We start from the raw sequence: 25,450 nt of genomic DNA on the forward strand, positions 1-25,450 counted from the left end.
ATTTTTTGCTAATTTTCAATCTTTGACAATTTTTGACAATTTTTAATTTTTAATTTTTCTTACTATTTTGTTACAATACTTACAGACAAAGAACCAAACAACCCAATAACGATAATCTAACATCTCCAAATCTCATGTCCCAAAAACCTATTGTAATCTCTCCTTCCATTCTTTCTGCTGATTTTAGCCGTTTAGGCGATGAAATACGCGCTGTAGATAAAGCTGGTGCTGATTGGATTCACGTTGATGTAATGGATGGTCGTTTTGTACCTAATATTACCATTGGTCCATTAATTGTAGAAGCTGTTCGTCCTGTCACAACTAAACCTCTGGATGTTCATTTAATGATAGTTGAACCAGAAAAGTATGTAGAAGGTTTTGCTAAGGCTGGTGCTGATATTATTTCAGTTCATGCCGAGCATAACGCATCACCTCATTTACATCGTACATTAGGGCAAATTAAAGAACTTGGTAAACAAGCTGGTGTGGTACTTAACCCCGGTACACCTTTAGAATTAATTGAGTATGTTTTAGAACTATGCGATTTGATTCTTATTATGAGTGTTAACCCTGGTTTTGGTGGACAAAGTTTTATACCTGGTGTTGTCCCCAAAATTCGTAAATTGCGTCAAATGTGCGATGAACGTGGTTTAGATCCTTGGATTGAAGTTGATGGTGGTCTAAAAGCTAACAATACTTGGCAGGTTTTAGAAGCTGGCGCTAATGCGATCGTTGCTGGTTCAGCAGTATTTAACGCTCCTGACTATGCTAAAGCTATCCATGATATCCGTCATAGCAAACGTCCTGTTCCTGAATTAGCAGGAGTGTAATTTAATAGTTTTTACCAAAATTCCCCATTTCTTCGAGAAGTTGGGGATTTTTGATCTTAGAAATTTACGTCCATATCCAAGAAACTGATTGTAAATTTTCAACTTCCTGAAAATAACCATCCTGTGTAACTACAGCAGTTTCCGTTATTATGAGGTACAGATGTTAATGATAAAACCCTTGTAACACAGGCATCTTGCGGTGTTCATAGTGTACCTCATGTAGATGGAATGTGCTGTGTGACTTTTCACAGTAAGCATAAGTAGCTAATTGTTAGTAATTGTTAGCTTTTCAGTTACTGTTAATTGATCCTAGCATCGTTAAATACTATGTAATTAGAAATTTAGGCGTTGCTGAATTGGAGTATGATATTTACAGGACTTACGCAACTGGCATATTGGTAGGGTGTGGTTCGACAGTATAAATCATGTAAATAACCAAATTGTTGATATCTGACGCACCCACTCAACAGATTTTTTACTGTGACACTTGCGTAAGTCCTAATTTATTTCCCGCATCAGCGAAGCGAAGCACTGGCGTTAGATGCAAAGTTTCAACCTGAGTTCAGCAACGCCCATTTTGTATGATACTGGTTTATGACGTTGGTTTCTGATCTGGGAACATACACTTATCAGAGTCACAACCGCTAGGTCCGACTTCTGACATTTCCCCTAAATCATAACGGCTTAATACTCCACAAAAATCATCATTTTTCCGTCTTTCCTTCACTTGTTTAGATAACAGTTTATAGGTTTCTGCATCTATAGGTTCAAAAGGCAATCTAGGAAATGTTTGAATATCATCAAACCGTGCTAATAAAGCCGCAGAGATATAACCCTCATCATTTTTAATGGCCTCATAAATGCGTGTACCTAAAGGTTCAATCTCTTCAGAACGTAATTCTAAAGTTGCTGAAGTATTATGAGCAGTGTAATATTTTTGTACCTGCATCACAAAGTCTAACTGTGCTAAAACTGAAAATTTAGATACATCAATTTCATCAGCACCAGGTAAATCTGCCCAGGACACAGCCACAGGTATTTCTACTAACCACTCTGTACATCTGGGATCAAATGGGTCATTTAGTAAATTACCCTTTTCATCTTTATCGGATTGAGATGGTATAATACTATACCCATATTCTAAACAAGCTAAAGCCACAGGGTCATTTTTACCGAAAGTGATGCGGCGGATGAATCTTTGCGCTTTAGGAGGATGCCAACCAGGAGAAGCTCCGGTTAAAAGTGCTTTAGTTCCCGAAGGTTGTACCGTAGTACAACGATTAGGACGTTTAAGACCATGTTTGTCGCAATAATTCCAGACGGTTTGATGGACTATATCTTTCCACCGGCTGAGATATTCTGCTTCTGCACGTTTAAAGATTAAACCTTCTGGGGTTTCTGGTCTACCTTGTTCCCACCAATGCAACCAGTTTACACCAAAAGCATGAACGAAGAAGTCGAATAGCCCAGTAAAGGAAACTCCCACAATGGGATCAAGTTCCCGACTATATTGATAGCGGGGTTCAAGGAAATGATGATTTAATAATGTGGCTACGGATAGCGCACTAGCCGTAAATGCTTCTTCTTGTTCTTTGTAGTTATCGGGATCGAGTTGGTTTAAGTGAACTTCCGCTAAATTGCAAAAGAAATTAGTACCTATAATTTCACCACAATTGTGCGTAATACAACCATTGGCAATAAAAGAGTGGGTTAGGGGAACATGAAGATCATAAACTGGTTCTTCACCAAATTCTTCAATGCTTTTAACTTTTGAAGTGAATCTTTGACTAATAATAGCTTCACTATATTTCCTGGATGACTCCTTAGTAGCTAGTGTTGCTAAACATTCCTGTTTATCAGGTATTAAAGGGAAACCTATTAATTGCCAAAATTTTGTTGCTTCCGCTGCTGAATAGATCATCAGTCTGCAACTATCCCTATTTTGGCTGACTTTCTCAGTTCCATCTTTTAATGTGCATGGAACTCCCCTGCTTCCTGCTTTTTCTTTGATCAGGAGACTGCTTTTAATTCCTAAATTAAGTAGGATGATCTGAATTTGAGCAAGTAATTGTCGTGAGCGGTTACGCAGTTCAATATTTCTACCTTTGACGTTAACACAACCATCTGCAGAAAATAATCCTTGCAAGAAACCAATAATTACCTCTTGTGATTGAGATAAAAACTGATCTGGTAAATAGTCTTTAGATTTTACACCTAGTTTATTGCAAAGTGAATCTACTAAAGGTGAGTCATTATGCAACGTACAAGCACCTTTAACTAGGTTTGGTTTATGACTATAACCTGTCAAAGATTCCACAGCAGCAGTCAACACAGGAAAAGCGGTTTTGTACTCATTTTGGTTGATGTAGAATACAGCATCTAATTCTTTATAACCTTGATAGGTTGAGTCATCACTGTATAACCATCCCAACATTTGCGCTTGTTCAACTGTAATAGTACCTTCTCCAAAATATCCTGCACCTTTTTGGATGTAGATATGATGATCAGATGTTAAGTCTTTGGTTGCTACCCATCCATGATTGGTAAAGTGTTGATGGTCAGCAGTACATCTCATTTGCTGGCCGTTTGCTAGGGTAATGAGATAGGTTGTTTGTACTCCTGTGGGAAAAGCGATCGCGTCTGTCAGTCTAACTCCATCTAGCCCTACAGCACGCAAGTCAACTAAGGCTTGAAATGGTTTACCTACTAATTCTTTAATCGGTACTAATCCTTGATTTGTAGATACCAATGTATCCCCTGCGTGGCATGGATTTAAACCATATCTACTTAAACGATGCTCTAGTTCTTGATTATCTATTTTTGGATAACGTTCTTGTATCCAATCTTTACCCTTACCTTGCTGATATGCTTGTACAAAGTCAATTTTTAACTCTTGGGTTGTCAATAAATCTATATTAGCTCTAGCTACTGCTTCCCCAGCCCATTGAATTGCACCTTCTCCACTATAGTACTGCTTTTGTACCGACTCTATACATTCGTTTAAGGTAGGTTTATGATGAAATACTCTTGTATGGTTCGCCATTCGTAAAGCATCACGTTCTGGGTCAATACTCCAGTTACCTTGTGCATCTTGCTGCCATAAGTTGTCCTTAGCTTTACTTCCTAACTCATCATCTGATACGAATTGCCGCATACCGGCACTTCGGCGCACATTACCTGCAACTATAGTAACTGCTGCTTCGTCAATAAGCAGACAACATTCAACAGAATTTAATTTTCTGCCTACTGCTTTATTCAATATTGATGCAATACGTTGATAAAGTCCCGATAATTTCACTGGGTTAGCAATGCCACCAAATCCTTTAAGCACTTCCCCAGATTTACGGACATCGGAAACATCTACAATTACCTGCACTTTACTGGTAAAACGTTCATCAGTGGATAATTCCAGAATAGTTTGATAGGATTTTACCCAACCTTCTCGACTATCACCAACGTAAATATTTACAGTGTTATCTTTGACAATCACATCTGTAAATTCCCGGCGTTTTTCTGTTGGTGTACTACCAATTTCTCCTTGAATGGTAATATTCAAATAATTACGGATGACGGGAAGTTGATTAATATACTGTGGTTGTATGATTGCACCAGTGCCACAACCCATCATGGCCAAGTCCATCATTAAACCAAAGGATTTCCAGTCTACTAAGTTGGTAGAAGTGCAATTATAGCCTCCAGGGAAGTTTTTGGGTTTAGACATCCATTCCGTGCCTCCTACCCACATCCAACGACCGCTAGGAAGGGCTTTTAATTGACGCTGCATTTTATCCAAGAGAGCCGCTTCTTCCTTGGTTAATTTTCCTAATTCTACTAAACCCTTAATCGTGCGATCGCACACCTGATCATAACTTTCTCTGAGTCCGGCTGCGGTACGGCGGCTATAAGTTCTAAAAAATACGGGGTTAGCTGCCGGTGCTGACTCTGGAAAAGTGGCACTCTGACGTTGACGTGAAAGTTCTTGAATCATAATAAAACCACAATTCTAACACAAATAGTGGCAAGTAGTAATCATGGATTTGAGAGTAAAAATTTTGACTTTTAAATCTTACGGGTTTAGCATTGCTAAATCCCTACTCCTGACTGTTGGGTTGTACAAAAAACCTAAAATTAGTAAAATATTACTGGAATATGTAGAATAAATACACCGTGAATTTTCCTTATGGCTTGTTCACAATAAATAATACTAAATGAACTTCATAGAAATCAACAATTACTTATGGACGCTTTTGCACCTACTCCTCCAGAATGGACAAATCAAGCAATACACGCTTATGAATTTCATTGTCCTAAATGCCATGCTACTAGTAGAGAAGCAGTTAATGTATGGTTAAATAGGCGATCGCCTGTGTTGACAGTAGAAAATAAACGTAAATGGCAAGAATTTTATCAATGTCATTGTGGTTGTGTGTGGTGGGCTTGGAGTAATGATCGGAAAAATGATAGAATTATCGAATAAGTGATAATTCCCATACAAAGCTGGAATTAAAGTTACAGTAGCACAAGCATCTTGCTTGTATTAATTATTCAAGTTAAAGGCACAACAGCTTATCCTCATTTATGTCCTTTTACTTTGGAAGAAATTTTAGATGATGAATTTTATGGATAAATGGATAATTTATAGCAGCAAACAGGGAACAGAGTTGAAAGTCCTTTTGTGTATGGTTTTTTAGTTAAATTCTGTATCTCATTCAAGTGCATACCGCTATATTAAAAATAATTTTCTATCTACAAGTTTCTAAAAACCTTTGGGGAATTTCTAAACTTTCTCCCCAATGTTGATGAATATAAGAAGCGTGAACATTGGGTAAATTCCAACCTTCAAAACCTGTATTTTCTGAATTATCATAACGATAGGTATTAAATAAAGGTTTTTCACAATTATTAATAACGTGAGAACGATGAAATTCATGGCCGTAGATATAATTATTATTATTACCATTATTACCTGTATTTAATAACCAGGTATTTTCTAAGATAACTGCGCGACGATATCCTAAAGTTAATTTCTTATCCATTTGTGCGGAGGTGGGTAATATTCCTACCATTGGCCAAGATTTTCCATCAAAATCAATGATATTTTCACATAAATACATCAGTCCTCCACATTCTGCTATTGTGGGTATTCCTGATAAAATGGCAGTTTTTACTTGTTGAATAACTTCTTTATTTTCTGCTAATTTTTCAGCAAATACTTCAGGAAAACCACCACCAAAATACATACCTTGAATATTTTCTGGTAGTTTGTGATCTTTTAATGGACTCCAATATATTAATTTTGCTCCTAATTGTTCTAAAATGTCTAAGTTATCTTGATAATAAAAGTTAAATGCTTGATCTTTTGCTACTGCAATTTTAATATTTGTTTGAATATTGGTAAATTTTTGATGAATATTTTGATAAATACTATTATAAATATTATTAGAAATATTATTAGAAGTACCAGATTTTAATAAAGGTAATAATTTTGGCCAATCAAAACAATGATCTCCTAATGTTGCTAAACGATCAATAATATTATCTAATTCCGATAATTCTCCTGTGGGAATTAACCCTAAATGACGATCTGGTATGGTAATATTATCTTCCCGTCTTAAAACTCCTAAAATGGGAATTTCTAGGGGTTTTAATGAGTTTTGTAATAATGATAAATGTCGCTCACTACCTACACGATTTAATACTAAACCTGCTATTTTAATTCTCGGATCTAGTTTACAATAACCGTGAGCGATCGCTGCTACTGAACCAGATAAACGACTACAATCAATAACTAATAATACAGGAATATTTAATAATCTAGCGATATGTGCTGTACTACCAAAATCAGTAATTAGTTGATTATTGGATTGATTTGATATATTTGATTGATATTCATTACCTACACCATCAAATAAACCCATTACGCCTTCAATTAAACCATATTCTGCATTAGAAATATGACGTTGAAAACATTTTTTAATGTAATTTTCTGAAGTTAATACAGCATCTAAATTACGACAAGGTAGGCCAGTGACATATTGATGAAACATAGGATCAATATAATCTGGACCCACTTTAAAAGATTGTACTTTTGATGCAAGATTGGCGTTTTGACGACATAAAGAAGCTAGTAAAGAAAGCGTAACTGTTGTTTTACCAACCCCACTACGTTCTCCAGCAATAATAATAGCCATAATTGTGGATATTTACCATTACTTATACTTATGAATTTTCAATTATCAATTATCACTTCTCACTTTTTTTAAAGTATATGCTTTAAATCTTTCTAAATCTGCTTGAATGGTTGACTCAACAACTTTTCCTAAAAATAAATTATCCATTAATTTACCTAAAAAACCAGGAACATCATAAGCAATAGACATTTTCACAATTGTACCAGCATGACGATCATAAAAACGAATTGCTCCGCGATTTGGTAGACCGTCTACAGATTCCCATTGGATAATTTGATGAGAGATAATTTTTGTATTGCGAGATTTCCAGGTAAATTCTAAACTACCGGTTTTTAATGTCCACAGAGAAATTTCCGGATCATCTTCAGATATTTTAACAGAATCAATCCATTTCATCCAATTTGGCATTTGTTCCAAATCTGACCATAGTTCCCATACTAAATCTATGGGAGCGTCTACTTCAATTTGTACACTATGTTCTAACCAGTTTGATGTCATGTTTTTTTAGTTTTTTTTTTGCTAATGTTTGAATTAAGGATAAGGTATGGCTTGTTTAATTTGGATAAGTTATGCAAGCAAGATGCTTGTGCTACTTTCATTTGGATAAGTTATGCAAGCAAGATGCTTGTGCTACTTTCATTTGGATAAGTTATGCAAGCAAGATGCTTGTGCTACTTTCATTTGGACAAGTTATGCAAGCAAGATGCTTGTGCTACTTTCATTTGGATAAGTTATGCAAGCAAGATGCTTGTGCTACTTTCATTTTAGGGTTTAGCATTGCTAAACCCCTACTAAATCCTATTTCTTCACAGTTTCTAAAATTGCTTTTGCTGCACGTTTTCCAGAAATTGTTGCTCCTTCCATACTATCAATATAGTCTTGTTGGGTGTAACTTCCTGCTAAGAAAAAGTTAGGAATTGGTGTTTTTTGATCAGGGCGATATACGTCCATTCCTGGTGCTTCTTTATATAAAGATTGAGCTAATTTAACCACACTATACCAGGTCATGTTTAATTCTCTGGATGATGGAAATAACTCATGAACTTGTTTTAACACATGGTTAGCGATCGCTTCATTACTTTCTTTAATAAATGGATCTCCTGGTGTTAAAACTAACTGTAATAATGAACCTTGGCCGGGACGATAATAGTCTTTAGGACTAGTTAATGCCAAATCTGCAAAACAGGAAAAATCAGCATCTCCAGTATATAATAAATTATCTAAACCTGCCGCGTGATTTAATTGTTTGCGTTTTTGTTCATCTTGTAATTCTGTCACCCAACCATCAAATCTTAATTGTACAGTGGCTACAGGAACAGCTTCTAATTTATAAATATTGTCAAATTCTGGCCATTTTCGCCATGCTTGGGGTAATACACGCTGTATTCCCGGTACATCACAAGCACATAAATAAGCATCCGCTGTAATTACTTCTTCCGTATCACCTTGGGCTACTGCTATACCAGTAACACGGGTTTCTTGCTCAGTTTCCGCAAATTGAATTTCTCTTACTTGGCGACGGGTGTATATTTTTGTACCTCTAGCTTCTAAATACTCCACCATAGGTTTAAGTAAGTATTCAGCAGGTGATCCTGCCAACATTCGCAGTATGGAGGCTTCGGTTCTCACTGCAAAAAATTGGAAAATTGTCAGCATACAACGAGCGGAAATGTTCTCACAGTTTATGAAACCCAAAGCATAAGCGATAGGGTCCCACATTCGTTTAATACTACCCTTATTACCGCCATGACTGTAAAACCAATCGGCAAAACTAATATTATCTAAATCGCGGATATTTTTCATTGCTCCTTCAAAGTCTACTAATCCGCGTACAATGGGGCTAGTACCAAGAGCGATCGCATTTTGTATTTTATCTTGTAAGGACAGTTGTGAACTGGTAAGAAATGCCTTTAACCCGTTAAAAGGCGCACCTGTGATAAAGCGGAAGTCTAAAGCTCCTGTTGTGCCACCTTTATTAATAAAAGTGTGGATATGCTCTTTGAGAAGTAGATTATCTCGTGATCCCACTTTTTCCATCAATGCAAACAAATTGTAGTAGCAGCCAAAAAATACGTGCAAGCCCATTTCAATATGGTTGCCATCCGCATCTACCCAACTACTAACTTTACCACCCACAAACGGACGAGATTCAAATATTTGTACCTCACAACCCGCATCAACTAAGTCTATAGCAGTCACTAAACCTGCTAAACCTGCACCTACAATTGCAACACGCATTCCCTCGTTCCTTGTTCAGTTTCTTTACAAATTGTAACAGAAGTTTGTACATCTTTGTCAGAATTAGGATTAAAGGATTTTTAGGATGTGATTTTGTCTGAATCAGGATATCCAGGATGTCAGAATTTTCAGGATGTTGTTTAGGAAATAAAGGTTTTTGTCAAGGATATAGAAGGATATAGAATATATTTTATTATTTGTCTGAATCAGGATAAGCTAATGTGCAGCACTCACTGTATAATTAAAAAACCTGAAGTTACAGTAGCACAAGCATCTTGCTTGTATTAATTATTCAAGTTAAAGGGACAACAGCTTATCCAGGATGTCAGAATTTTCAGGATGTTGTTTAGGAAATAAAGGTTTTTGTCAAGGATATAGAATATATTTTTATTTCCAAAAAATCTGATCATTCAATATTCACAGATAATCTATAAATAACAATCCTGTACATCCTAAAATCCTGGTTATCCCGATTCAGACAATCACAATAAACAACCTCCAAATAGTGAAAAAGTAACTTTACGTAGCTGATTAAGGGTATGATCAAGGTTTCACGCACAGGCACTCCAGGTACACAAGAGTAAGATTTTCATTTTTGTAACTTTTCCATGGCGTTGCTGAACTTATGTATGAAATTGACAAGTTCAAAATTTGAAATTTTGCGCCTTTGTACCTAACATAATTGCTTTACTTCGCTAATGCGCGAAGTAAATATCATAATCATACCCCAATTCAGCAACGCCTTTTTCCTTAACGATCGCTTGACATTCAAGACAGTCGCTACATAATTTCATTATTTCATTTTTTTTGAGATTAAGCTGACTCCTATTTCTGATGTTTAACCTCAACTACTGTATGCACATTACCACGAGGAGTAAAATCAGCTTTTACCGTAATTTCTAAAGGATCACAAGCAGCCACAACATCATCTAAAATTTGATTTGCTGACTCTTCATGGGAAATATAGCGATCGCGGTAACTATTAATATATAATTTCAAAGCCTTTAATTCTACCACTCGTTCATCTGGTACATAACTAATATAAATCGTCGCGAAGTCAGGATAACCCGAAAAAGGACATTTACAAGTAAATTCTGGCAAAGTAATATTAATATCATAGCGTCGGCCAATGCGGGGATTAGGAAAAGTAATTAATTTGCCTTCCGCAATTTCCCTTTCTCCATATTTCACTTCTAAATCAGATGTCAATTTACTCATGAGTTAATTATCAAATTATTCATTAATAATATAGCAGTAGTTAACTGAATATAAAACCCATAGCCTGCCTGACTGGGAATGATAGCGCAGCCTGGCCTAAGCCATACCGTTAGGTATGTGTAGCGTCTGACTCCTAACAGCTATTAACCAACTTCCTTATCAGGACAGTGTTCATCATCCCATCCATAGGGGTGCATCCCACACACTAACAAATTACCACCATAAACCTGTCCATGATAATGAACACAACCCATACAAACAGCATTTTTTTCTGGTGTAGCTTCCTCAGCATAAGGAAAATCAGGGTGTAGTTCTTCTACTATATCTTCTAATTCCCAGTAAATTTCTAAAATTGGTTCAGCAAGCTCCTCTAAAAACTGATCAATCTCTGTTGTCACAGTATTCTGTACTTGCTCAGTAATTTCCTCTGTTATCTCAAAAAAAGCATCTACCATATCATTCATCCCCAGGAAGAACTGCTCTACTTGATCAGCTACAGTTTCCATCATGTTTATTAAGTCTTTTTGCCATTGTTCCATACACTTCACACCATTGTTGACTATAAACATGACGCATAATGTTATCTAGTAGACAGTGCTAAAATACAGGATAGATAATATAGCGTCACTATTTGCTTATTGTTTAGTGTTTCACTACTTATAACTGTGGTTTATCACCATTTTACATAAGTCAAAAACTGACATTTAGGACTCGCGTTGCAGCCTTTTTAACTGCTCCTGTAGTTCTCGCACTTGATCTCGTAGCTGATCTACATTATCTTGTTTTGGCTGTTTCACAGTTATTCCTTCATCTTCCTCTAAAATTTCTATGCGTCGAGGTTCAGATGAGGTTGTTTTTTCTACTGTTTCTTGAGATATTGGTTGCTGTTGAGCTTGCTTCATCATATCCTCAACAAAGCGACGAGCTTCTTCTGTACTCATTTCGCCTTTAGCTACCATTTCATCTGCTAATTTTTGTACTTGCCATCGCAATTCTGTCAATTTTCCCCCTGCTTTTTCTCCTGCGTAGGTAGCTATTCCCACACCCAGGTAAAAAGCCTTTTGTACCATATCTCCAAAACCAGGCATTGCTACTGAAAGCTCCTATGAAATTGCCTAAAATGGGGCGACCCGGAGGCTACGCCTACCACAAGCATCCCTTATTGCTGCTACCTTCCGGTCCTGACAAGGTTTGGGCGTTGAAGTTGCATAGTTCCAGGTCTTCTCATATCATAACACTAAATTTTGAAAATGGTGCATCATTCTACAACAATTTTCCATTCAAAAAGTTCATAATTCACACAACCGTTATATATCAAGGGATCTGCCGCTACAATTTTTTTCGCTTCATCCATTGATGTGGCCTCAAATAACATCATTCCCCCACCTTTCACAGCCCAGTAACCTGTTTTCGCTTTATGTCCTTGAGCAATCAAATCCTGTACATACGCTTTATGGGCAGGTACATATTGGTCAAATGTGGCTTTATCCACCCTTCCCGCTTCTATTTTCACAAACCAAGGCATATTTTTTATACTGATAAACTAGCTTAATTACACCATTAAAACGTAGAATTAAGTAGAGATCAATAAATCACTACCACACCAAAAAATTAATGCGCCCTGCTGGAATCGAACCAGCCTGAAGACGAATTATGAGTTCGTTGCCTCCCCAATCGGCCAAAGGCGCTGATCAGAACACCATGATTTTTAGTTAAATCAGGTTTTTTAGATAATCCTATGACACTATAACATAAACAAAGCAAAATTTCAATAACTAAAAATACATTTTCTGATATTTTTTGAGTAACCTACTGTTAAGCTGTTGTACTTTTAATTTGGATATTAGATGGAAGCAAGATGCTTGCACTACAGTAATTTTAGGTTTTTTATTTATACAGTCAGTGCTGCACATCAGCTTACTGTTACACTTTTGCCTTTTTATTGATTTTTGTATTGGCGCGATATAAAATTTAGGACACCCATATAAGAGTGTCCTAATAAACTATTTATTGTTACCGTTACTGTTACTACCACTAGTAACTAAAATTCTTTCAGCGAGTTTTTCCGGTACTTCTTGGAGATGATCTTCTTCCCAATGGAAAGAACCAACACCCAAAGTGAGCGATCGCAATTCTACAATAAAATCCTGCATTTCGGCCTGGGGTAAATATGCACTCACATTATCCCAACCGGGCCAGTCTTCCCTACCTTCATAACCTAAAATTTGCCCTCTTTTACCCGTTACAAGCTGTAACACCTTAGAAGTGAACTCACTAGGAGTATTCACATCTACCTTTAAAATTGGTTCTAAGAGAGTAGGTTGTGCTTGATTCACACCAGACTGCATAGCTAAACGAGCAGCTTGCTTAAAAGCCTGTTCTGAACTATCCACAGTGTGATAAGAACCATTAGTTAAAGTTACAGCCACATCCACCATCGGGAAACCTAAAGGACCATGTAACAAAAACTCCCGTACTCCCATTTCCACGCCGGGAATATACTGTTTAGGAACCACACCACCGACAATTTTCTCATTAAAATTGAAACCTTGGCCTCTAGGTAAAGGTTGAATATCTAAATAAACATCACCAAATTGGCCATGGCCACCACTTTGATGCTTATAACGTCCATGTACAGAATTTACAGACTTACGGATAGTTTCCTTATAGGGAACTTGAGGTAAATGGGTAGAAATTGGTAAATTATACTTGCGACGTAACCTATCTAAAGCCACCTGTAAATGTATTTCCCCTTGTCCCCACAATATCACCTCATGGGTATCCCCATCTTGCTCCCAATTTAACGCCGGATCCTCCTCTAACAACTTCAAAATTGCTGTACTTAATTTTACCTCATCATTGCGTTTTTCTGGTTTAATAGCTAACGCAAAAACTGTTTCTAATTGTTGTGCTTTTGGTAATTGTTGAACTGATGAACTAGACGAATTATTAGCAGAAATTGTATCTCCCGTTTTTACTCCTTCTAACCTACTAATAGCCACAATTTCTCCAGGTACAGCTTGATTAATTTGCTGTTGTTGTTGCCCCATTAAGCGATAAATTCCTCCAGCACGTACACCATTTAAAACAACACCTTCCGTTAATATTCCTTGCCATACTCTTACTAAAGAAAGTTTACCTCCTTGGGGAGTATAGAAAGTCTTAATAACCTGCGCCACAGGAGTATCATTAATTTCTTGTAAACGGCGTTTCATAGTAGTTTCAGGTTCAGGTGATTCCTTGAATAATGCTTCTAATAAAGGTCTAACACCAAAATCCTGTTCAGCAATACCAAAGAAAACAGGTACTACTAAATCTGCACCTAATTCAAATTTTAAATCCTGGATAATTTCTTCTTGAGGTGGTTCAATATCTTCTAAAAGTTCTTCTAGCAAATGATCATCAAAATTGGCCAAAGTTTCTAACATTTCTGCCCTAATTCCATGTTCTTCCGCTTTTAATTCTTCAGGAAATGGGATAAGATCCGCAGGTGCGCCGGCATGATATTGGTACGCCTTTTCGCTTACCATGTCAATAAATCCCGTTAATTTTTCCCCTTGCATAATGGGATATTGATGCAAAACTAACGGACGACTAGAAACTGCTTTTAGGGCTTTTAATATTTCTAAAACATGAATATTTGCCCGATCCATTTTATTCACAAAAACAATATGGGGAACTTCCCAATCATCCAGAAATTTTAATAATGGTGCTAATGTTAAAACTCTATCTTTAACAGGTTCACAAACCACAATGGCCGCATCTACTCCCATTAAACCATTGTATGTTTCTTGGGCAAATTCTACCGAACCAGGACAATCTAAAAACGTGAAGCGAGTATTTTCATATTCAGTATTTGCTGCGGATATTTCCACACTCATTTTTCTATCACGTGCTTCATTAGCACTATCTCCTACAGTATTCCCGTCTTTAATATTTCCTTTGCGAGAAATTGCCCCAGTCACAAATAACAAACTTTCTAATAATGTGGTTTTTCCACTTAAATAAGGTCCAACAATAGCCACATTCCGTGAACCGGATTTTACTTTTTCACTCATAACCCCTCCTTTACGGTGTTTTTCAACCGCACTTTAGTTATTTGCAGGAGTAATTCATTTTTACTACAGGAGAATCATTCCTGCTTTCAATTTTTTATTATCCTCCTTTTAATTCAAATTTCAAGTGATTGTATTTTATCGTAAGATATAAGTTAAGAAATATTAAGTATTCCTAACTTTAATGGCCAATATCTAATTTTTGTAAAATTACAGCAGTTTCCGTTATTATGTTGTTCCTTTAACTTGAATAATTAATACAAGCAAGATGCTTGTGCTACTGTAACTTCAGGTTTTTTAATTATACAGTGAGTGTCAGATAAGCTGTTGTTCCTTTAACTTGAATAATTAATACAAGCAAGATGCTTGTGCTACTGTAACTTCAGGTTTTTTAATTATACAGTGAGTGCTGTACATTAGCTTATCAACAATTTAAACTATGGTGTAACTACTGATTTAGCAATTTTAATTAAGGTATTGCGATCGCCCGCCTTAATACCTACACTATACTGAACACCTTTCTCTCTCCAGCTTAAAGTACCATCAGAACAATTAGCACCACAACGAGATTCAATAAAGTAACTAGTAATTCCTTTGCGTAATAATATTGACTTACCGGTTAATTTGGGTGTTTTTGCAGTCACAGCTTCAGCCGTAATCATACCTAAACGACAAGCACTACCACCACTACAGTCAGGACTAAAACCTAGTAATATCTCATACTTATCTTTAGAAACAGTTTCCAGAATAGCATAAATAGGATTAGGTCTATCACTTTCAGGTATATAAGTAGGTAAAAATATTTTAATTTTAGTAGTTTGTTTTAACTTAGGTAAAATGGATTTAAACACTGGATGAGGTTGAGAATTAGCTTTTTGTTGGGCAATTTTTTGGGAATTATTAACAACTTGGTTTTTCTCCGCAGCAATAGTTAAATTTTGCTGAAAAATCAACGAAAAAAGCACCATCAAAGTCCATAAAGTATATTTTTGCATCATGATTAAAAATCCATAAAAGAGCAGCAAGTAAAGATACTTAGAGAGAAACAATCAACTTTTTGCATTTATTAAGCTAATGTGCAGCACTCACTGTATAATTAAAAAACCTGAAGTTACAGTCCGCGAATTTTAGTAACTTTTACTCCTTGCGATCGCTTTTTTGGTATAACTAGCAACTTTAGTTAATTTACCCAAGTCTTTGTTGTTGTTTTTTGTTCTTGTTGTTCAGTGCTAACTAGCTGATAACCTTTTTACCTCAACTCCTCCTAAAAGTTCATGAGCTTGAGCTAACATTGCTGGTATTTTATCAGCATGGGGACTATGAATCAAACATTGCGAAAAATTTAACTCTGTCACCTTATCAGCGCGATTACCAGGAAACCAATGATCACCATTACCTAGAAGATTATAGCGCATTTTACCATAATCCACCATATCATAAGCCAAAGCCAAATTCAACAACCATAAAATAGTTTTCATATTGACATTTCCGGGGGTTTCCTCCCAACTAGGCAAATTTTCATCCCAAGTTTTACACCAATTTTCCCCTAAAATATCCACCGCAGTTTTTTGCCACTTAGCAATAATTGGAGGGAGAAATTCTTCAGCCCTATCTAATAATTGTAAAGTCTTTAAATGTTCATCAAAATCTGTAGGTTTAGCAGCGCCAATGCTTAAAGTATGTACTTGTGGATGACTTAAACAAAACAAATTATTAAACACTATTGGACTTAAAGGTTGACAAATATCAATCAACTTTTGAGAAGGTTGATATAATAAACCACCTTTATTAGATGGACTGATAATAAATACCCCCATATCTAATTTATTAGCTGCTTCAATAGCATTCCAATTATACTGATTAATATAGTACCAATGTAAATTTACATAATCGAATAAATTACTATTAACTGCTGTCAAAATAACATCTAATGGTGCATGGGTAGAAAAACCGATATAGCGGACTCTTCCTTCATCTTGTAATTGTTTAGCAACCTGCCAACATTTTTCACTGTAATTCCATATTTCTTGATTATTAATACCATGTAAACTTAAAAGATCAACATAGTCTAACTTGAGATAAGCCATAGACTTTTCAAAAGTTTTCCGAAAATCTTGAGGATCGGGAAATGGTGTAACTTTTGTTTGGACAATTAATTTTTCTCTTGCTAATGTTGGTAAAATTTGCCCTAACTGCATTTCTGAAGTTCCATAAAAACGGGCAGTTTCAATATGATTAATTCCCAACTCTATAGCACGATAAATAGTATTTTCTAAATTTTCCTGTTGTGCAGGAGGAATATCTTTAAAATCAACATCTTGCCATTTGTATTGATATCTCATTCCTCCACAACTGAATACTGGCATTTGTAATTCTGTACGGCCAAATCTTCTATATAACATAATAGTATTTTAGGTAATAATGTATTTTTAATGTATGTTATTTAGGACTTACGCAAGTGTCACACCAAAAATCTGATGTAGGGTGTGGTTTGGCAAACTCACCAACCAAGTCAGACAGCATAAGTTATGTAAATAAACAGATTCTTGATATCTGACGCAGGCTACTAATGTGCCAGTTGTGTAAGTTCTGTTATTGGTTGTGTCTTGAACACAAAATAAACACGAATATTATATCACACTTATGGTAAATTCAGATTCACGACTTTTTGAACAAGTCGGGAATCTGATTCTTAACAGGGTTTAGCAATGCTAAACCCTTACTGACTACTGACTACTGAAAGCTGATAGCTACATACGACGTACTACTGGTTTACCATCAATCACTTCACCAATTAAAACCACATCAGCACAATTGACAAAGATGCCATTTTCCAACACTCCAGGAATATTATTGAGAATCTTTTCTAAATTTACAGGGTCAGGAATGCTATCAAATCGCACATCTAAAACCATATTACCCTGATCCGTAATTACTGGACCTGCCTTTTTCACGCCCATACGCAATTCTGGTTTACCTCCTAACTCCTTAATTGCATTAGTTACAGGAGTAAGTGCCATAGGAATCACTTCCACAGGTACAGCAAAAACAGCGCCCAGTCTATCTACTAGCTTACCACTATCAACCACAACAATAAACTGTGCAGCTAAGTAGTCTACCACCTTTTCCCGGGTATGGGCAGCACCACCACCTTTAATCAGATTTTTATGAGGATCAACTTCATCAGCACCATCTATAGCAATATCAATATGGTCTACAGCATCCAAAGTAGTCAGAGGTACACCATATTTTTTAGCTAAAACTTCTGATTGAAAAGATGTGGGAATACCCACAATATCCTTGAGTTCACCAGATTGCAGTCTTTCACCTAAATATTGGATAGTGTAAGCTGTGGTTGAACCTGTACCCAATCCGACAATTGAACCAGATTGTACCATTGCGGCCGCTGCTTTGCCAACTTCTTGTTTCATCAATGTTACCGGATCGGACATTTTTTTATTTCCTTAGTAATTATTAATCTCTATAGACATCGTAAATCATTAGTGAACAAAAAGATCCCTGATTTTTGCAGAAGTTGATGAACTCGATGAGATCATTTTTATTAGATACTAACTCACAACCCAAATATTTATATTTATTTATATATTTACTTTTATATCTATTAATTAATATTTTCGATCTTTGATGGATATTATTGATATTTTTAATGATTTATTTGCCTAATATATCTCAATAGTGATGCCGATCAAGTTTGATTGTGATAGAATGTGGAGGTGAGCAATTAAGCCAGCAGATAATAATATTGAATATGAAAAAATTAATCATCAGTATAATTACATTATTTACTGTTGTTCTGCAAAATTATCCAGCAATGGCAGCAGAAGTAACACCTGTAAACCAATCAGATTACATTCAAGCAGTGATTGAAGCTAATTTAATGAATAACTTTCCTGATGGAAATTTTTATGAGGAAATGTTGATAACTCGTGGAGAATTAGCGGAGATATTAGTTAAAACTTTCGCCTTAGATAAAAGGCAAATTAATAAAACCAAGAAAGATATATTTATAGCAGATGTACCTGTTAATTATTGGGCATATCAAGATATTCAGACTGTCTTAAAAACTGGAGTGATGAAAGGTTATCGAGACAGTATGTTTTTTCCTAACCAAAGAATCACCAAAGCAGAAGGTTTAGCTATTTTTGCTCAGGCTTATGGAGTGTTTCAATTTCCTTCAAAAACAGTGTATGAGATTTTATCATCTTATCCTGATGCTAATAATATACCACAATGGGCAAGAAAAGGTATTGCTACTATCATTGCCGAAGATTTTATTAAAACAGATAGCCAAGGCAATATTAAACCCTTAGAACCGATGACAAGGGCTGATATAGCTTATGTTTTGAGCAGGTATTTACTCAGAAGGCAACAATATCCACAAATGCCTTTACTATCCTCTTAATTGCCGAGTGGGGAGTGCGGAGTTTTGGGTTTAGCAGTGCTAAACCCCTACTGACTAGGTGACTGTTGACTTCTGATAGCTAACTTGGGCAAATCAGTGTAAAAAAGTGTAAAAATTAGATAATGCCACAAATAAAGTTAGAGAGGAATCCCTTATAATATGCACCTGAGTGATATTGCCCATCCCAACCAGTTGCACGGTTTATCAATTCGCCAATTACAGCAAATTGCTAGACAAATTCGAGAAAAACACCTAGAAACCGTAGCCGCAACTGGCGGACATTTGGGACCAGGTTTAGGAGTTGTAGAATTAACTCTAGGACTTTATCAGACATTGGACTTAGATCGGGACAAAGTAATTTGGGATGTAGGACATCAAGCATATCCCCACAAATTAATTACGGGACGTTACCACAACTTCCACACCCTTCGCCAAAAAGATGGAGTTGCTGGTTATCTTAAACGCTGTGAAAACAAATTTGACCATTTTGGTGCAGGACACGCATCTACCAGCATATCTGCCGCCCTGGGTATGGCTTTAGCCCGTGATGCTAAAGGTGAAAAGTTTAAAACCGTTGCTGTTATTGGTGATGGTGCATTAACAGGAGGTATGGCTTTAGAAGCTATTAACCATGCTGGACATTTGCCTAAAACTAACCTATTGGTAGTTCTCAACGATAATGAAATGTCTATTTCTCCTAATGTTGGAGCTATTCCCCGTTACCTTAACAAAATGCGTCTCAGTCCACCTGTACAATTTATCTCTGATAATTTTGAAGAACAATTTAAACATATCCCCTTTGTTGGTGATGAACTGGAACGTATCAAAGAAGGCATGAAGCGTTTAGCCGTTTCTAAGGTTGGCGCTGTATTTGAAGAACTCGGTTTTACCTACATGGGTCCAGTGGATGGCCATAACTTAGAAGAACTTATTGCTACTTTCCAACAGGCACATCAAATTATTGGTCCAGTGCTGGTTCATGTCGCCACTGTTAAGGGTAAAGGCTATGAAATGGCAGAAAAAGACCAAGTAGGTTATCATGCCCAAACACCCTTTAATTTAGCCACTGGTAAAGCCATTCCTTCTAACAAACCTAAACCTCCATCTTATGCCAAAGTTTTTTCACACACTTTAGTGAAATTAGCGGAGCAGAACCCCAAAATTATAGGTATTACCGCCGCAATGGCCACTGGTACAGGTTTAGATAAACTTCAGTCTAAACTGCCGAATCAATATATTGATGTGGGCATAGCTGAACAACACGCGGTTACATTGTCCGCAGGTTTAGCTTGTGAAGGTATGCGCCCTGTTGTAGCTATTTATTCTACTTTTCTACAACGTGGTTACGATCAAATAGTACATGATGTCTGTATTCAAAACTTACCTGTATTTTTCTGCTTGGATAGAGCAGGTATTGTTGGTGCTGATGGTCCAACTCATCAAGGAATGTATGATATTGCCTATTTACGCTGTATTCCCAACATGGTATTAATGGCACCCAAGGATGAAGCTGAATTACAGCAAATGGTAGTTACAGGTATCGAATACACTGATGGACCTATAGCGATGCGTTTTCCTCGTGGTAATGGACATGGAGTACCTTTGATGGAAGAAGGCTGGGAAACTTTGGAAATTGGTAAAGGGGAAATATTGCGTCAGGGCGATGATGTGTTAATTATCGGTTATGGTACGATGGTATATCCAGGAATGCAAGCCGCAGAAATTCTTAGTGAACATGGTATTGAAGCTAGTGTAATTAATGCGAGATTTGTCAAGCCTTTAGATACTGAGTTGATATTACCTTTAGCCCAACAAATTGGCAAAGTTGTGACTTTAGAAGAAGGTTGTTTAATGGGAGGTTTTGGTTCTGCAGTGGCGGAAGCGTTGCTTGATGCTAATGTAGTTGTACCAGTGAAACGTCTTGGTGTACCGGATGTTTTAGTAGATCATGCTACTCCAGATCAATCTTACGCTACATTAGGTTTAACTAGTGAACAAATAGCCGATAATATTTTACAAGCATTTTTTAAAAAAGAATTAGCTACTGTAAAATAGATACGTAGGGTGCGTTAGCTGTCTTCGTAACGCACCAATAATTTACATAAAATACGTAAAGTGCGTTAGCTGTCTTCGTAACGCACCCATAGTTTACATAAAATATGAGCTATTTCCTAGTTAACAATCTTATATACAAAACTAAACACACATAGACAAACCTTCACAAGATATTTAGGAGTAAACAAGAGTAAATTTGCTACAAAATTAGTCATATCTATAAAAACTGCCTAATATTAGCAATATTTACCTTAAAATAATTGCAAAAACTGTTTTATCCGTGCATCGTTTTCTAATAAAATTACACAAGGAAACAATGAGTGTATTCCCCCTTTAACAATGCTTTTATCCTTAAAAACAAAACCCAAGAAATATTAATGGCTAAACACGCTGCTATAACCACGTTTACCTATAATTGGGGTTTAGCAACTTGGCAATATTTGTATAAAAATAGATTAAAGCAAAACAAATATCTACTTAAAAAGTTCTTTAATAATCATGTAAAACCTGAATTAATATGGATTAAAGAAAAAGATATTTGTCAGAAAATCACTCAATATACTTTTGAGTATTTAAGTGAAGCATTTTAAAGATTCTTTAAAGGACTATCTGAATATCCCAAATTTAAAAAGAAGGAACTACCTCATATTACTGGCAACAATATTAATATTTCTAGGACAGTTGTATAACTACACTACGCAAATTTGATGTTACAATAATTCAATCTAATATTTTTATCACCAATAATGGTAAAATAAGCGTCACATCACAGTAAATTAAATGTTCTGTAAATTACTATAAAGAGGAGAATCACCTTGAACCAAGCGACATTGCACCAGTTGAAGGTGTTTGAAGCAGCCGCACGTCATGGTAGCTTTACCCGTGCTGCTGAAGAGTTATTTTTAACTCAGCCTACCATATCTATGCAAATTAAGCAGTTGACCAAATCTGTGGGCTTACCATTATTTGAACAAGTGGGAAAACGTCTTTATTTGACAGAAGCAGGTAGGGAGTTATTTAATACTTGTCGACAAATATTTGAGACGATTTCTCAATTTGAAATGACTGTAGCTAATTTAAAAGGTCTAAAACAAGGTCAATTAAAGTTAGCGGTAATTACAACGGCAAAATATATTATTCCTAGATTATTAGGTCCTTTTTGTCAAATGTATCCAGGAATTGATATTTCTTTACAAGTGACAAATCATGAGTTAATTATGGATAGAATGATGAATAATATGGATGATATCTATATTATGAGTCAAATTCCAGATAATATGGAAGTGACCTATGAGCCTTTTTTAGAAAATCCTTTAGTGGTATTTGCACCTCTTCATCATCCCTTAGCAAATGTAAAAAATATACCTATAGGACAATTAGGAGAAGAACCCTTTATTATGCGTGAACCTGGTTCGGGTACTCGTAGTGCTGTGCAAAGTTTATTTGATGAATATGGTGTAAAGGTTAAAGTTAAGCTGGAATTAGGAAGTAATGAAGCAATTAAACAAGCGATCGCTGGAGGTTTAGGAATATCAGTATTATCTAAACATACACTATTAACAGATGCGGCAGAATTTAGTATATTAGATGTAGAGAATTTTCCGATCAAACGTACTTGGTATATGGTACATCCATCAGGAAAGCAATTATCTATTATTGCTCGTACTTATTACGATTATCTCCTAGAAGCAGCTAAGACAATCAATGAACAAGGGATAATTCCTCCTCACAGCACTTTTTTAGTGGATCGTAGTGAGTAGGTATTGATATCAACTGGGTAAAAATCACTTGACTTTAGCTGTTGCTGAACTTAGATATGAAATTGAGAAATTCAAAATTTGAAAATTTGCATCTAACGCATTGAAAGTGCTTCGCTTCGCTAATGCGCAAAATAAATATCATACTCCAATTCAGAAAACTGGTAGTGGTGAAGTTTAAGGGTTTAGCGTTGCTTCCAAGTGTCAACTTAAGCTACAAATACTATAGCTATAGCGTAGCTGCCGTAGGTATACGCCAGGCTACGCTATAGCTTCTAAACCCGCCATGAAATAAATTTCATGGCTAATAAGTAAAGTTTACTTTAGTAAACTTAGGACTTACGCAAGCGTCACACCAAAAAATCTGTTGAGTGGGTGCGTCAGATATCAAAAATCTGTTTATTTGCAGGATTTATACTGTCTGACGTGGTTGGTGAGCTTGTCGAACCACACCCTAAGAATGTGTCAGTTGCGTAAGTCCTGAATTAATACAAGCAAGATGCTTGTGCTACTGTAACTTCAGGTTTTTTAATTATACAGTGAGTACTGCACATTAGCTTACCTACAAATACTATTTACTTAAAACCACAGTTAACACAATTCCAAAAATAATGGAAATGCTACCTAAAACAATAGACCAAAAACGATGATAACTATTGACTATTGTACCATTTTCCCCTTCCAATTGTACCAAATCCATCCAGGGCATAATACCACGACGAAACCAACCAATAGTTCCCACTTGTTGACCTATTAAACTCTGTACTCTGGACATTCCAAATAAGAAATTACCGATAGGTCCAAAGCGAGAAGCATAATGTAGATATAGCATTCCACTAGGATCTTGTAATTTCAAATCAGAACCAAATTTATACCCTGCGTCTCCTCTACCAATAAGTTCACCTTCCAATCTTGCAGGTTTACCCCGTAACGGACTAGCATAGGGATCAGACATGAGAGTGAGAATGTCAGTAGGTATGGCATTACCGTAGTCTGGAAACATCACAAAGGCTTTAACTAAAATACCAACTCCCAAACCTACAAATATTCCAGCGAGTATCATACTTGAGTTTCCAGAACTACTGGCCAGAATTGAACCAATAATTAAACCTCCTACAAAACCAATGGTTTCTGCACCATAGAGAATCACATCTACAAAGAAGTTACCATAAAGTTTGGTTTTGTCTAAATGTTTACCTTCTCCAATGACTCTACCCATATCAAATTCCATTGGTAGGCCTAATTGTTCAGCGTAGGTACTTAAAGCGCGAACTCGTTTACCTGTGAGGGGATGGGTAGAGTTTAATTCCATCCACCAACCCCAAGGGTTAAACATATCCCAAAGGAATACTGATCCTATTTTGCTGGTGTCAGAGGAAATACGATAGGCTGTACCTGTGGAAGCGGCGGCTTTAGGATCATAGATACCCAGGGATCGTGTACCCTCTATTAAACGACTAGGTTCTGCTGATCTTGAACCTTCTTCTAAGATACCATAGGCAATTTTGACAAGGGCGCGAGATAGTCCATTAGGGTTACCAGTGGTTTCAGCCGCAAAGTGATCGGCAAAATATTCTCTAGTGCGAGATAGGTACAATAATAAATATGTACCCACAACATAGAAAATATAGGCCACTAAACTAGCTGTTTGTAAAGCGTCCTTAACTTTGCTGTCTCCGCCACCTCTAGTAAATCTTTTGATTGTAACATATACTAAATAGCAGATTTGTACTAAGGTAGATGCTAGGGTCATTACAGCAAAGTCCCAATGAACAATATGGCCAAGTTCATGGGCGTAAACTGTAGCGACTTCATCATCATCAAGATAGGTAAATAACCCTTGACTTACCACTAACCGCGCACTGTTGGGTAATGAACCATAAGTAAAAGCGGTGGGGTTTTGGTCATCTATAATACCTAACCTGGGAGTGGTGATATTTTTTTCTTGACAAACTTGGCGGATAATTCTGCCGGTTTCTGGACTAAGGTTTTCAAGATCAGCAATATCTACCCATTGGGTATGATATAACCAACTTTGGGTTAAATCCATTAGGTAGGGTGATAGGAAAAAGGCGGCAGTATTAAAGATAATTGTAATGGCTACAGCGATCGCCAAACTCATAGCTGAATTATTGCTATCTAATATCAGGACTATGGCCAATCCTAAGACAAATACCATACCAAATAGTAAGCTGATGGTGACTGTGGATGCTAGGGCTAAACTTCCTCCCACTCCACCCATTGCTAATTTTACCCCTGCAGTGGCAGCCCGGCCAGCTTTAACTATATTATTGCTGTTATTGCTAGATTGTTGGTTTTCAATAACACGGTTTTGCTGCGCCCATTTCCGCACTTCTGGGTTATCACTGTTGATGAGTTTTTGCCAAATAATTTTGGCGCTGTCTATGTCCCCAGTGGCTTGATAGGCTTTCATTAGCCACATTTGCGAAGTGAGATAATCTGGAGAATTAAGTTCTAAGGACATCTGTGCAACTTGTTCTAACAGATATATCGCATCTTCATAACGTCCTTGCTGAAAGGCATCTAAACCTGATTGTAGTGACATTGGCATCTCCCTGATATAATTGACAATTAATAATTGACAATTGGTAATAGGTAATTGGTCATGGGTAATTGCTAAACTTTGACTTTTGACTTTTCCGCCATGTTATCTATGGATAAT

Annotated in this window: 20 protein-coding genes, 1 tRNA gene and 1 other RNA gene; 7 read left to right on the plus strand and 15 right to left on the minus strand. The window is 36.4% G+C overall.

The genetic code is table 11. The features are described from left to right. Window positions 1-134 precede the first annotated feature (134 nt). Complete coding sequence (rpe, locus tag H6F32_RS11025; RefSeq protein ID WP_190369384.1) at window positions 135-830, plus strand: ribulose-phosphate 3-epimerase; 696 nt, start codon at window positions 135-137, stop codon at window positions 828-830. Between the two features lie 592 nt (window positions 831-1,422). Here the strand turns inward: rpe and nrdJ are convergent. Beyond that, window positions 1,423-4,818: a ribonucleoside-triphosphate reductase, adenosylcobalamin-dependent gene (gene nrdJ / locus H6F32_RS11030; RefSeq protein ID WP_190369385.1), complete on the minus strand. Its 3,396-nt coding sequence runs from the start codon at window positions 4,816-4,818 to the stop codon at window positions 1,423-1,425. A 249-nt stretch (window positions 4,819-5,067) separates the two neighbouring features. Between nrdJ and H6F32_RS11035 the strand changes: the two genes are divergently transcribed. Together H6F32_RS11035 and H6F32_RS20535 are read left to right on the plus strand one after the other, a co-directional pair. Further along, window positions 5,068-5,307 (plus strand): hypothetical protein, encoded by a 240-nt coding sequence (locus H6F32_RS11035; protein ID WP_190369386.1) that lies wholly within the window; start codon window positions 5,068-5,070, stop codon window positions 5,305-5,307. Window positions 5,308-5,358: 51 nt separating this feature from the next. Beyond that, complete coding sequence (locus H6F32_RS20535; RefSeq protein WP_242031104.1) at window positions 5,359-5,457, plus strand: DUF29 domain-containing protein; 99 nt, start codon at window positions 5,359-5,361, stop codon at window positions 5,455-5,457. Between the two features lie 115 nt (window positions 5,458-5,572). On the opposite strand, the gene H6F32_RS11040 is transcribed toward H6F32_RS20535, so the two are convergent. The 13 genes from H6F32_RS11040 to rpiA form a co-directional block, all read right to left on the minus strand. Further along, complete coding sequence (locus H6F32_RS11040; RefSeq protein ID WP_190369387.1) at window positions 5,573-7,021, minus strand: cobyrinate a,c-diamide synthase; 1,449 nt, start codon at window positions 7,019-7,021, stop codon at window positions 5,573-5,575. Between the two features lie 45 nt (window positions 7,022-7,066). Further along, window positions 7,067-7,519 (minus strand): SRPBCC family protein, encoded by a 453-nt coding sequence (locus tag H6F32_RS11045; protein WP_190369388.1) that lies wholly within the window; start codon window positions 7,517-7,519, stop codon window positions 7,067-7,069. A gap of 300 nt (window positions 7,520-7,819) precedes the next feature. Beyond that, the gene (gene zds, locus H6F32_RS11050) at window positions 7,820-9,259 is read right to left on the minus strand and encodes a 9,9'-di-cis-zeta-carotene desaturase (protein ID WP_190369389.1); all 1,440 of its coding nucleotides are present in this window, start codon (window positions 9,257-9,259) and stop codon (window positions 7,820-7,822) included. 825 nt (window positions 9,260-10,084) lie between these two features. Beyond that, complete coding sequence (gene queF / locus H6F32_RS11055) at window positions 10,085-10,477, minus strand: preQ(1) synthase (RefSeq protein ID WP_190369390.1); 393 nt, start codon at window positions 10,475-10,477, stop codon at window positions 10,085-10,087. 143 nt (window positions 10,478-10,620) lie between these two features. After that, window positions 10,621-11,016 carry a hypothetical protein gene (locus H6F32_RS11060; RefSeq protein WP_190369427.1) on the minus strand — a complete coding sequence of 132 codons (396 nt, stop codon included), beginning with the start codon at window positions 11,014-11,016 and terminating at the stop codon, window positions 10,621-10,623. A 165-nt stretch (window positions 11,017-11,181) separates the two neighbouring features. Beyond that, window positions 11,182-11,565, minus strand: a complete 384-nt coding sequence (locus H6F32_RS11065) for a phasin family protein (protein WP_190369391.1) — start codon at window positions 11,563-11,565, stop codon at window positions 11,182-11,184. Window positions 11,566-11,601: 36 nt separating this feature from the next. Beyond that, an RNA gene (gene ffs / locus H6F32_RS11070) (signal recognition particle sRNA small type) lies at window positions 11,602-11,698 on the minus strand. A gap of 37 nt (window positions 11,699-11,735) precedes the next feature. Further along, window positions 11,736-12,002 carry a YciI family protein gene (locus H6F32_RS11075; protein ID WP_190369392.1) on the minus strand — a complete coding sequence of 89 codons (267 nt, stop codon included), beginning with the start codon at window positions 12,000-12,002 and terminating at the stop codon, window positions 11,736-11,738. 90 nt (window positions 12,003-12,092) lie between these two features. Next, window positions 12,093-12,165, minus strand: a tRNA-Ile gene (locus tag H6F32_RS11080). Between the two features lie 315 nt (window positions 12,166-12,480). Next, on the minus strand, window positions 12,481-14,535 hold the full coding sequence (locus H6F32_RS11085) for an elongation factor G (protein ID WP_190369393.1): 2,055 nt from the start codon (window positions 14,533-14,535) through the stop codon (window positions 12,481-12,483). A gap of 434 nt (window positions 14,536-14,969) precedes the next feature. Next, the gene (locus H6F32_RS11090) at window positions 14,970-15,530 is read right to left on the minus strand and encodes a hypothetical protein (RefSeq protein WP_190369394.1); all 561 of its coding nucleotides are present in this window, start codon (window positions 15,528-15,530) and stop codon (window positions 14,970-14,972) included. Window positions 15,531-15,761: 231 nt separating this feature from the next. Beyond that, the gene (locus H6F32_RS11095; protein WP_190369395.1) at window positions 15,762-16,934 is read right to left on the minus strand and encodes an aldo/keto reductase; all 1,173 of its coding nucleotides are present in this window, start codon (window positions 16,932-16,934) and stop codon (window positions 15,762-15,764) included. Window positions 16,935-17,282: 348 nt separating this feature from the next. Beyond that, the gene (gene rpiA, locus H6F32_RS11100; RefSeq protein WP_190369396.1) at window positions 17,283-17,984 is read right to left on the minus strand and encodes a ribose-5-phosphate isomerase RpiA; all 702 of its coding nucleotides are present in this window, start codon (window positions 17,982-17,984) and stop codon (window positions 17,283-17,285) included. Window positions 17,985-18,301: 317 nt separating this feature from the next. On the opposite strand from rpiA, the gene H6F32_RS11105 reads away from it, so the two are divergent. From H6F32_RS11105 to H6F32_RS11120, 4 genes are all read left to right on the plus strand, one after another. After that, complete coding sequence (locus tag H6F32_RS11105; protein WP_190369397.1) at window positions 18,302-18,955, plus strand: S-layer homology domain-containing protein; 654 nt, start codon at window positions 18,302-18,304, stop codon at window positions 18,953-18,955. Window positions 18,956-19,114: 159 nt separating this feature from the next. Continuing rightward, the gene (dxs, locus tag H6F32_RS11110; protein WP_190369398.1) at window positions 19,115-21,010 is read left to right on the plus strand and encodes a 1-deoxy-D-xylulose-5-phosphate synthase; all 1,896 of its coding nucleotides are present in this window, start codon (window positions 19,115-19,117) and stop codon (window positions 21,008-21,010) included. Window positions 21,011-21,330: 320 nt separating this feature from the next. Next, entirely contained in the window at window positions 21,331-21,600 is a 270-nt protein-coding gene (locus tag H6F32_RS11115; RefSeq protein ID WP_313926627.1) for a helix-turn-helix domain-containing protein, read from the plus strand. Between the two features lie 225 nt (window positions 21,601-21,825). Further along, the gene (locus H6F32_RS11120; protein WP_190369399.1) at window positions 21,826-22,770 is read left to right on the plus strand and encodes a LysR family transcriptional regulator; all 945 of its coding nucleotides are present in this window, start codon (window positions 21,826-21,828) and stop codon (window positions 22,768-22,770) included. A gap of 568 nt (window positions 22,771-23,338) precedes the next feature. On the opposite strand, the gene H6F32_RS11125 is transcribed toward H6F32_RS11120, so the two are convergent. Beyond that, complete coding sequence (locus H6F32_RS11125; RefSeq protein WP_190369400.1) at window positions 23,339-25,333, minus strand: zinc metalloprotease HtpX; 1,995 nt, start codon at window positions 25,331-25,333, stop codon at window positions 23,339-23,341. Window positions 25,334-25,450 lie beyond the last annotated feature (117 nt).

This window comes from Anabaena sp. FACHB-1237 (assembly GCF_014696225.1).
GTDB lineage: Bacteria > Cyanobacteriota > Cyanobacteriia > Cyanobacteriales > Nostocaceae > FACHB-1237.

Coding starts and splice junctions, on each gene's coding strand:
- rpe (WP_190369384.1), top strand. CDS start 135: ATGTCCCAAAAACCTATTGTAATCTCTCCTTCCATTCTTTCTGCTGAT.
- nrdJ (WP_190369385.1), bottom strand. CDS start 4,818: ATGATTCAAGAACTTTCACGTCAACGTCAGAGTGCCACTTTTCCAGAG.
- H6F32_RS11035 (WP_190369386.1), top strand. CDS start 5,068: ATGGACGCTTTTGCACCTACTCCTCCAGAATGGACAAATCAAGCAATA.
- H6F32_RS11040 (WP_190369387.1), bottom strand. CDS start 7,021: ATGGCTATTATTATTGCTGGAGAACGTAGTGGGGTTGGTAAAACAACA.
- H6F32_RS11045 (WP_190369388.1), bottom strand. CDS start 7,519: ATGACATCAAACTGGTTAGAACATAGTGTACAAATTGAAGTAGACGCT.
- zds (WP_190369389.1), bottom strand. CDS start 9,259: ATGCGTGTTGCAATTGTAGGTGCAGGTTTAGCAGGTTTAGTGACTGCT.
- queF (WP_190369390.1), bottom strand. CDS start 10,477: ATGAGTAAATTGACATCTGATTTAGAAGTGAAATATGGAGAAAGGGAA.
- H6F32_RS11060 (WP_190369427.1), bottom strand. CDS start 11,016: ATGGAACAATGGCAAAAAGACTTAATAAACATGATGGAAACTGTAGCT.
- H6F32_RS11065 (WP_190369391.1), bottom strand. CDS start 11,565: ATGCCTGGTTTTGGAGATATGGTACAAAAGGCTTTTTACCTGGGTGTG.
- H6F32_RS11075 (WP_190369392.1), bottom strand. CDS start 12,002: ATGCCTTGGTTTGTGAAAATAGAAGCGGGAAGGGTGGATAAAGCCACA.
- H6F32_RS11085 (WP_190369393.1), bottom strand. CDS start 14,535: ATGAGTGAAAAAGTAAAATCCGGTTCACGGAATGTGGCTATTGTTGGA.
- H6F32_RS11090 (WP_190369394.1), bottom strand. CDS start 15,530: ATGATGCAAAAATATACTTTATGGACTTTGATGGTGCTTTTTTCGTTG.
- H6F32_RS11095 (WP_190369395.1), bottom strand. CDS start 16,934: ATGTTATATAGAAGATTTGGCCGTACAGAATTACAAATGCCAGTATTC.
- rpiA (WP_190369396.1), bottom strand. CDS start 17,984: ATGTCCGATCCGGTAACATTGATGAAACAAGAAGTTGGCAAAGCAGCG.
- H6F32_RS11105 (WP_190369397.1), top strand. CDS start 18,302: ATGAAAAAATTAATCATCAGTATAATTACATTATTTACTGTTGTTCTG.
- dxs (WP_190369398.1), top strand. CDS start 19,115: ATGCACCTGAGTGATATTGCCCATCCCAACCAGTTGCACGGTTTATCA.
- H6F32_RS11125 (WP_190369400.1), bottom strand. CDS start 25,333: ATGTCACTACAATCAGGTTTAGATGCCTTTCAGCAAGGACGTTATGAA.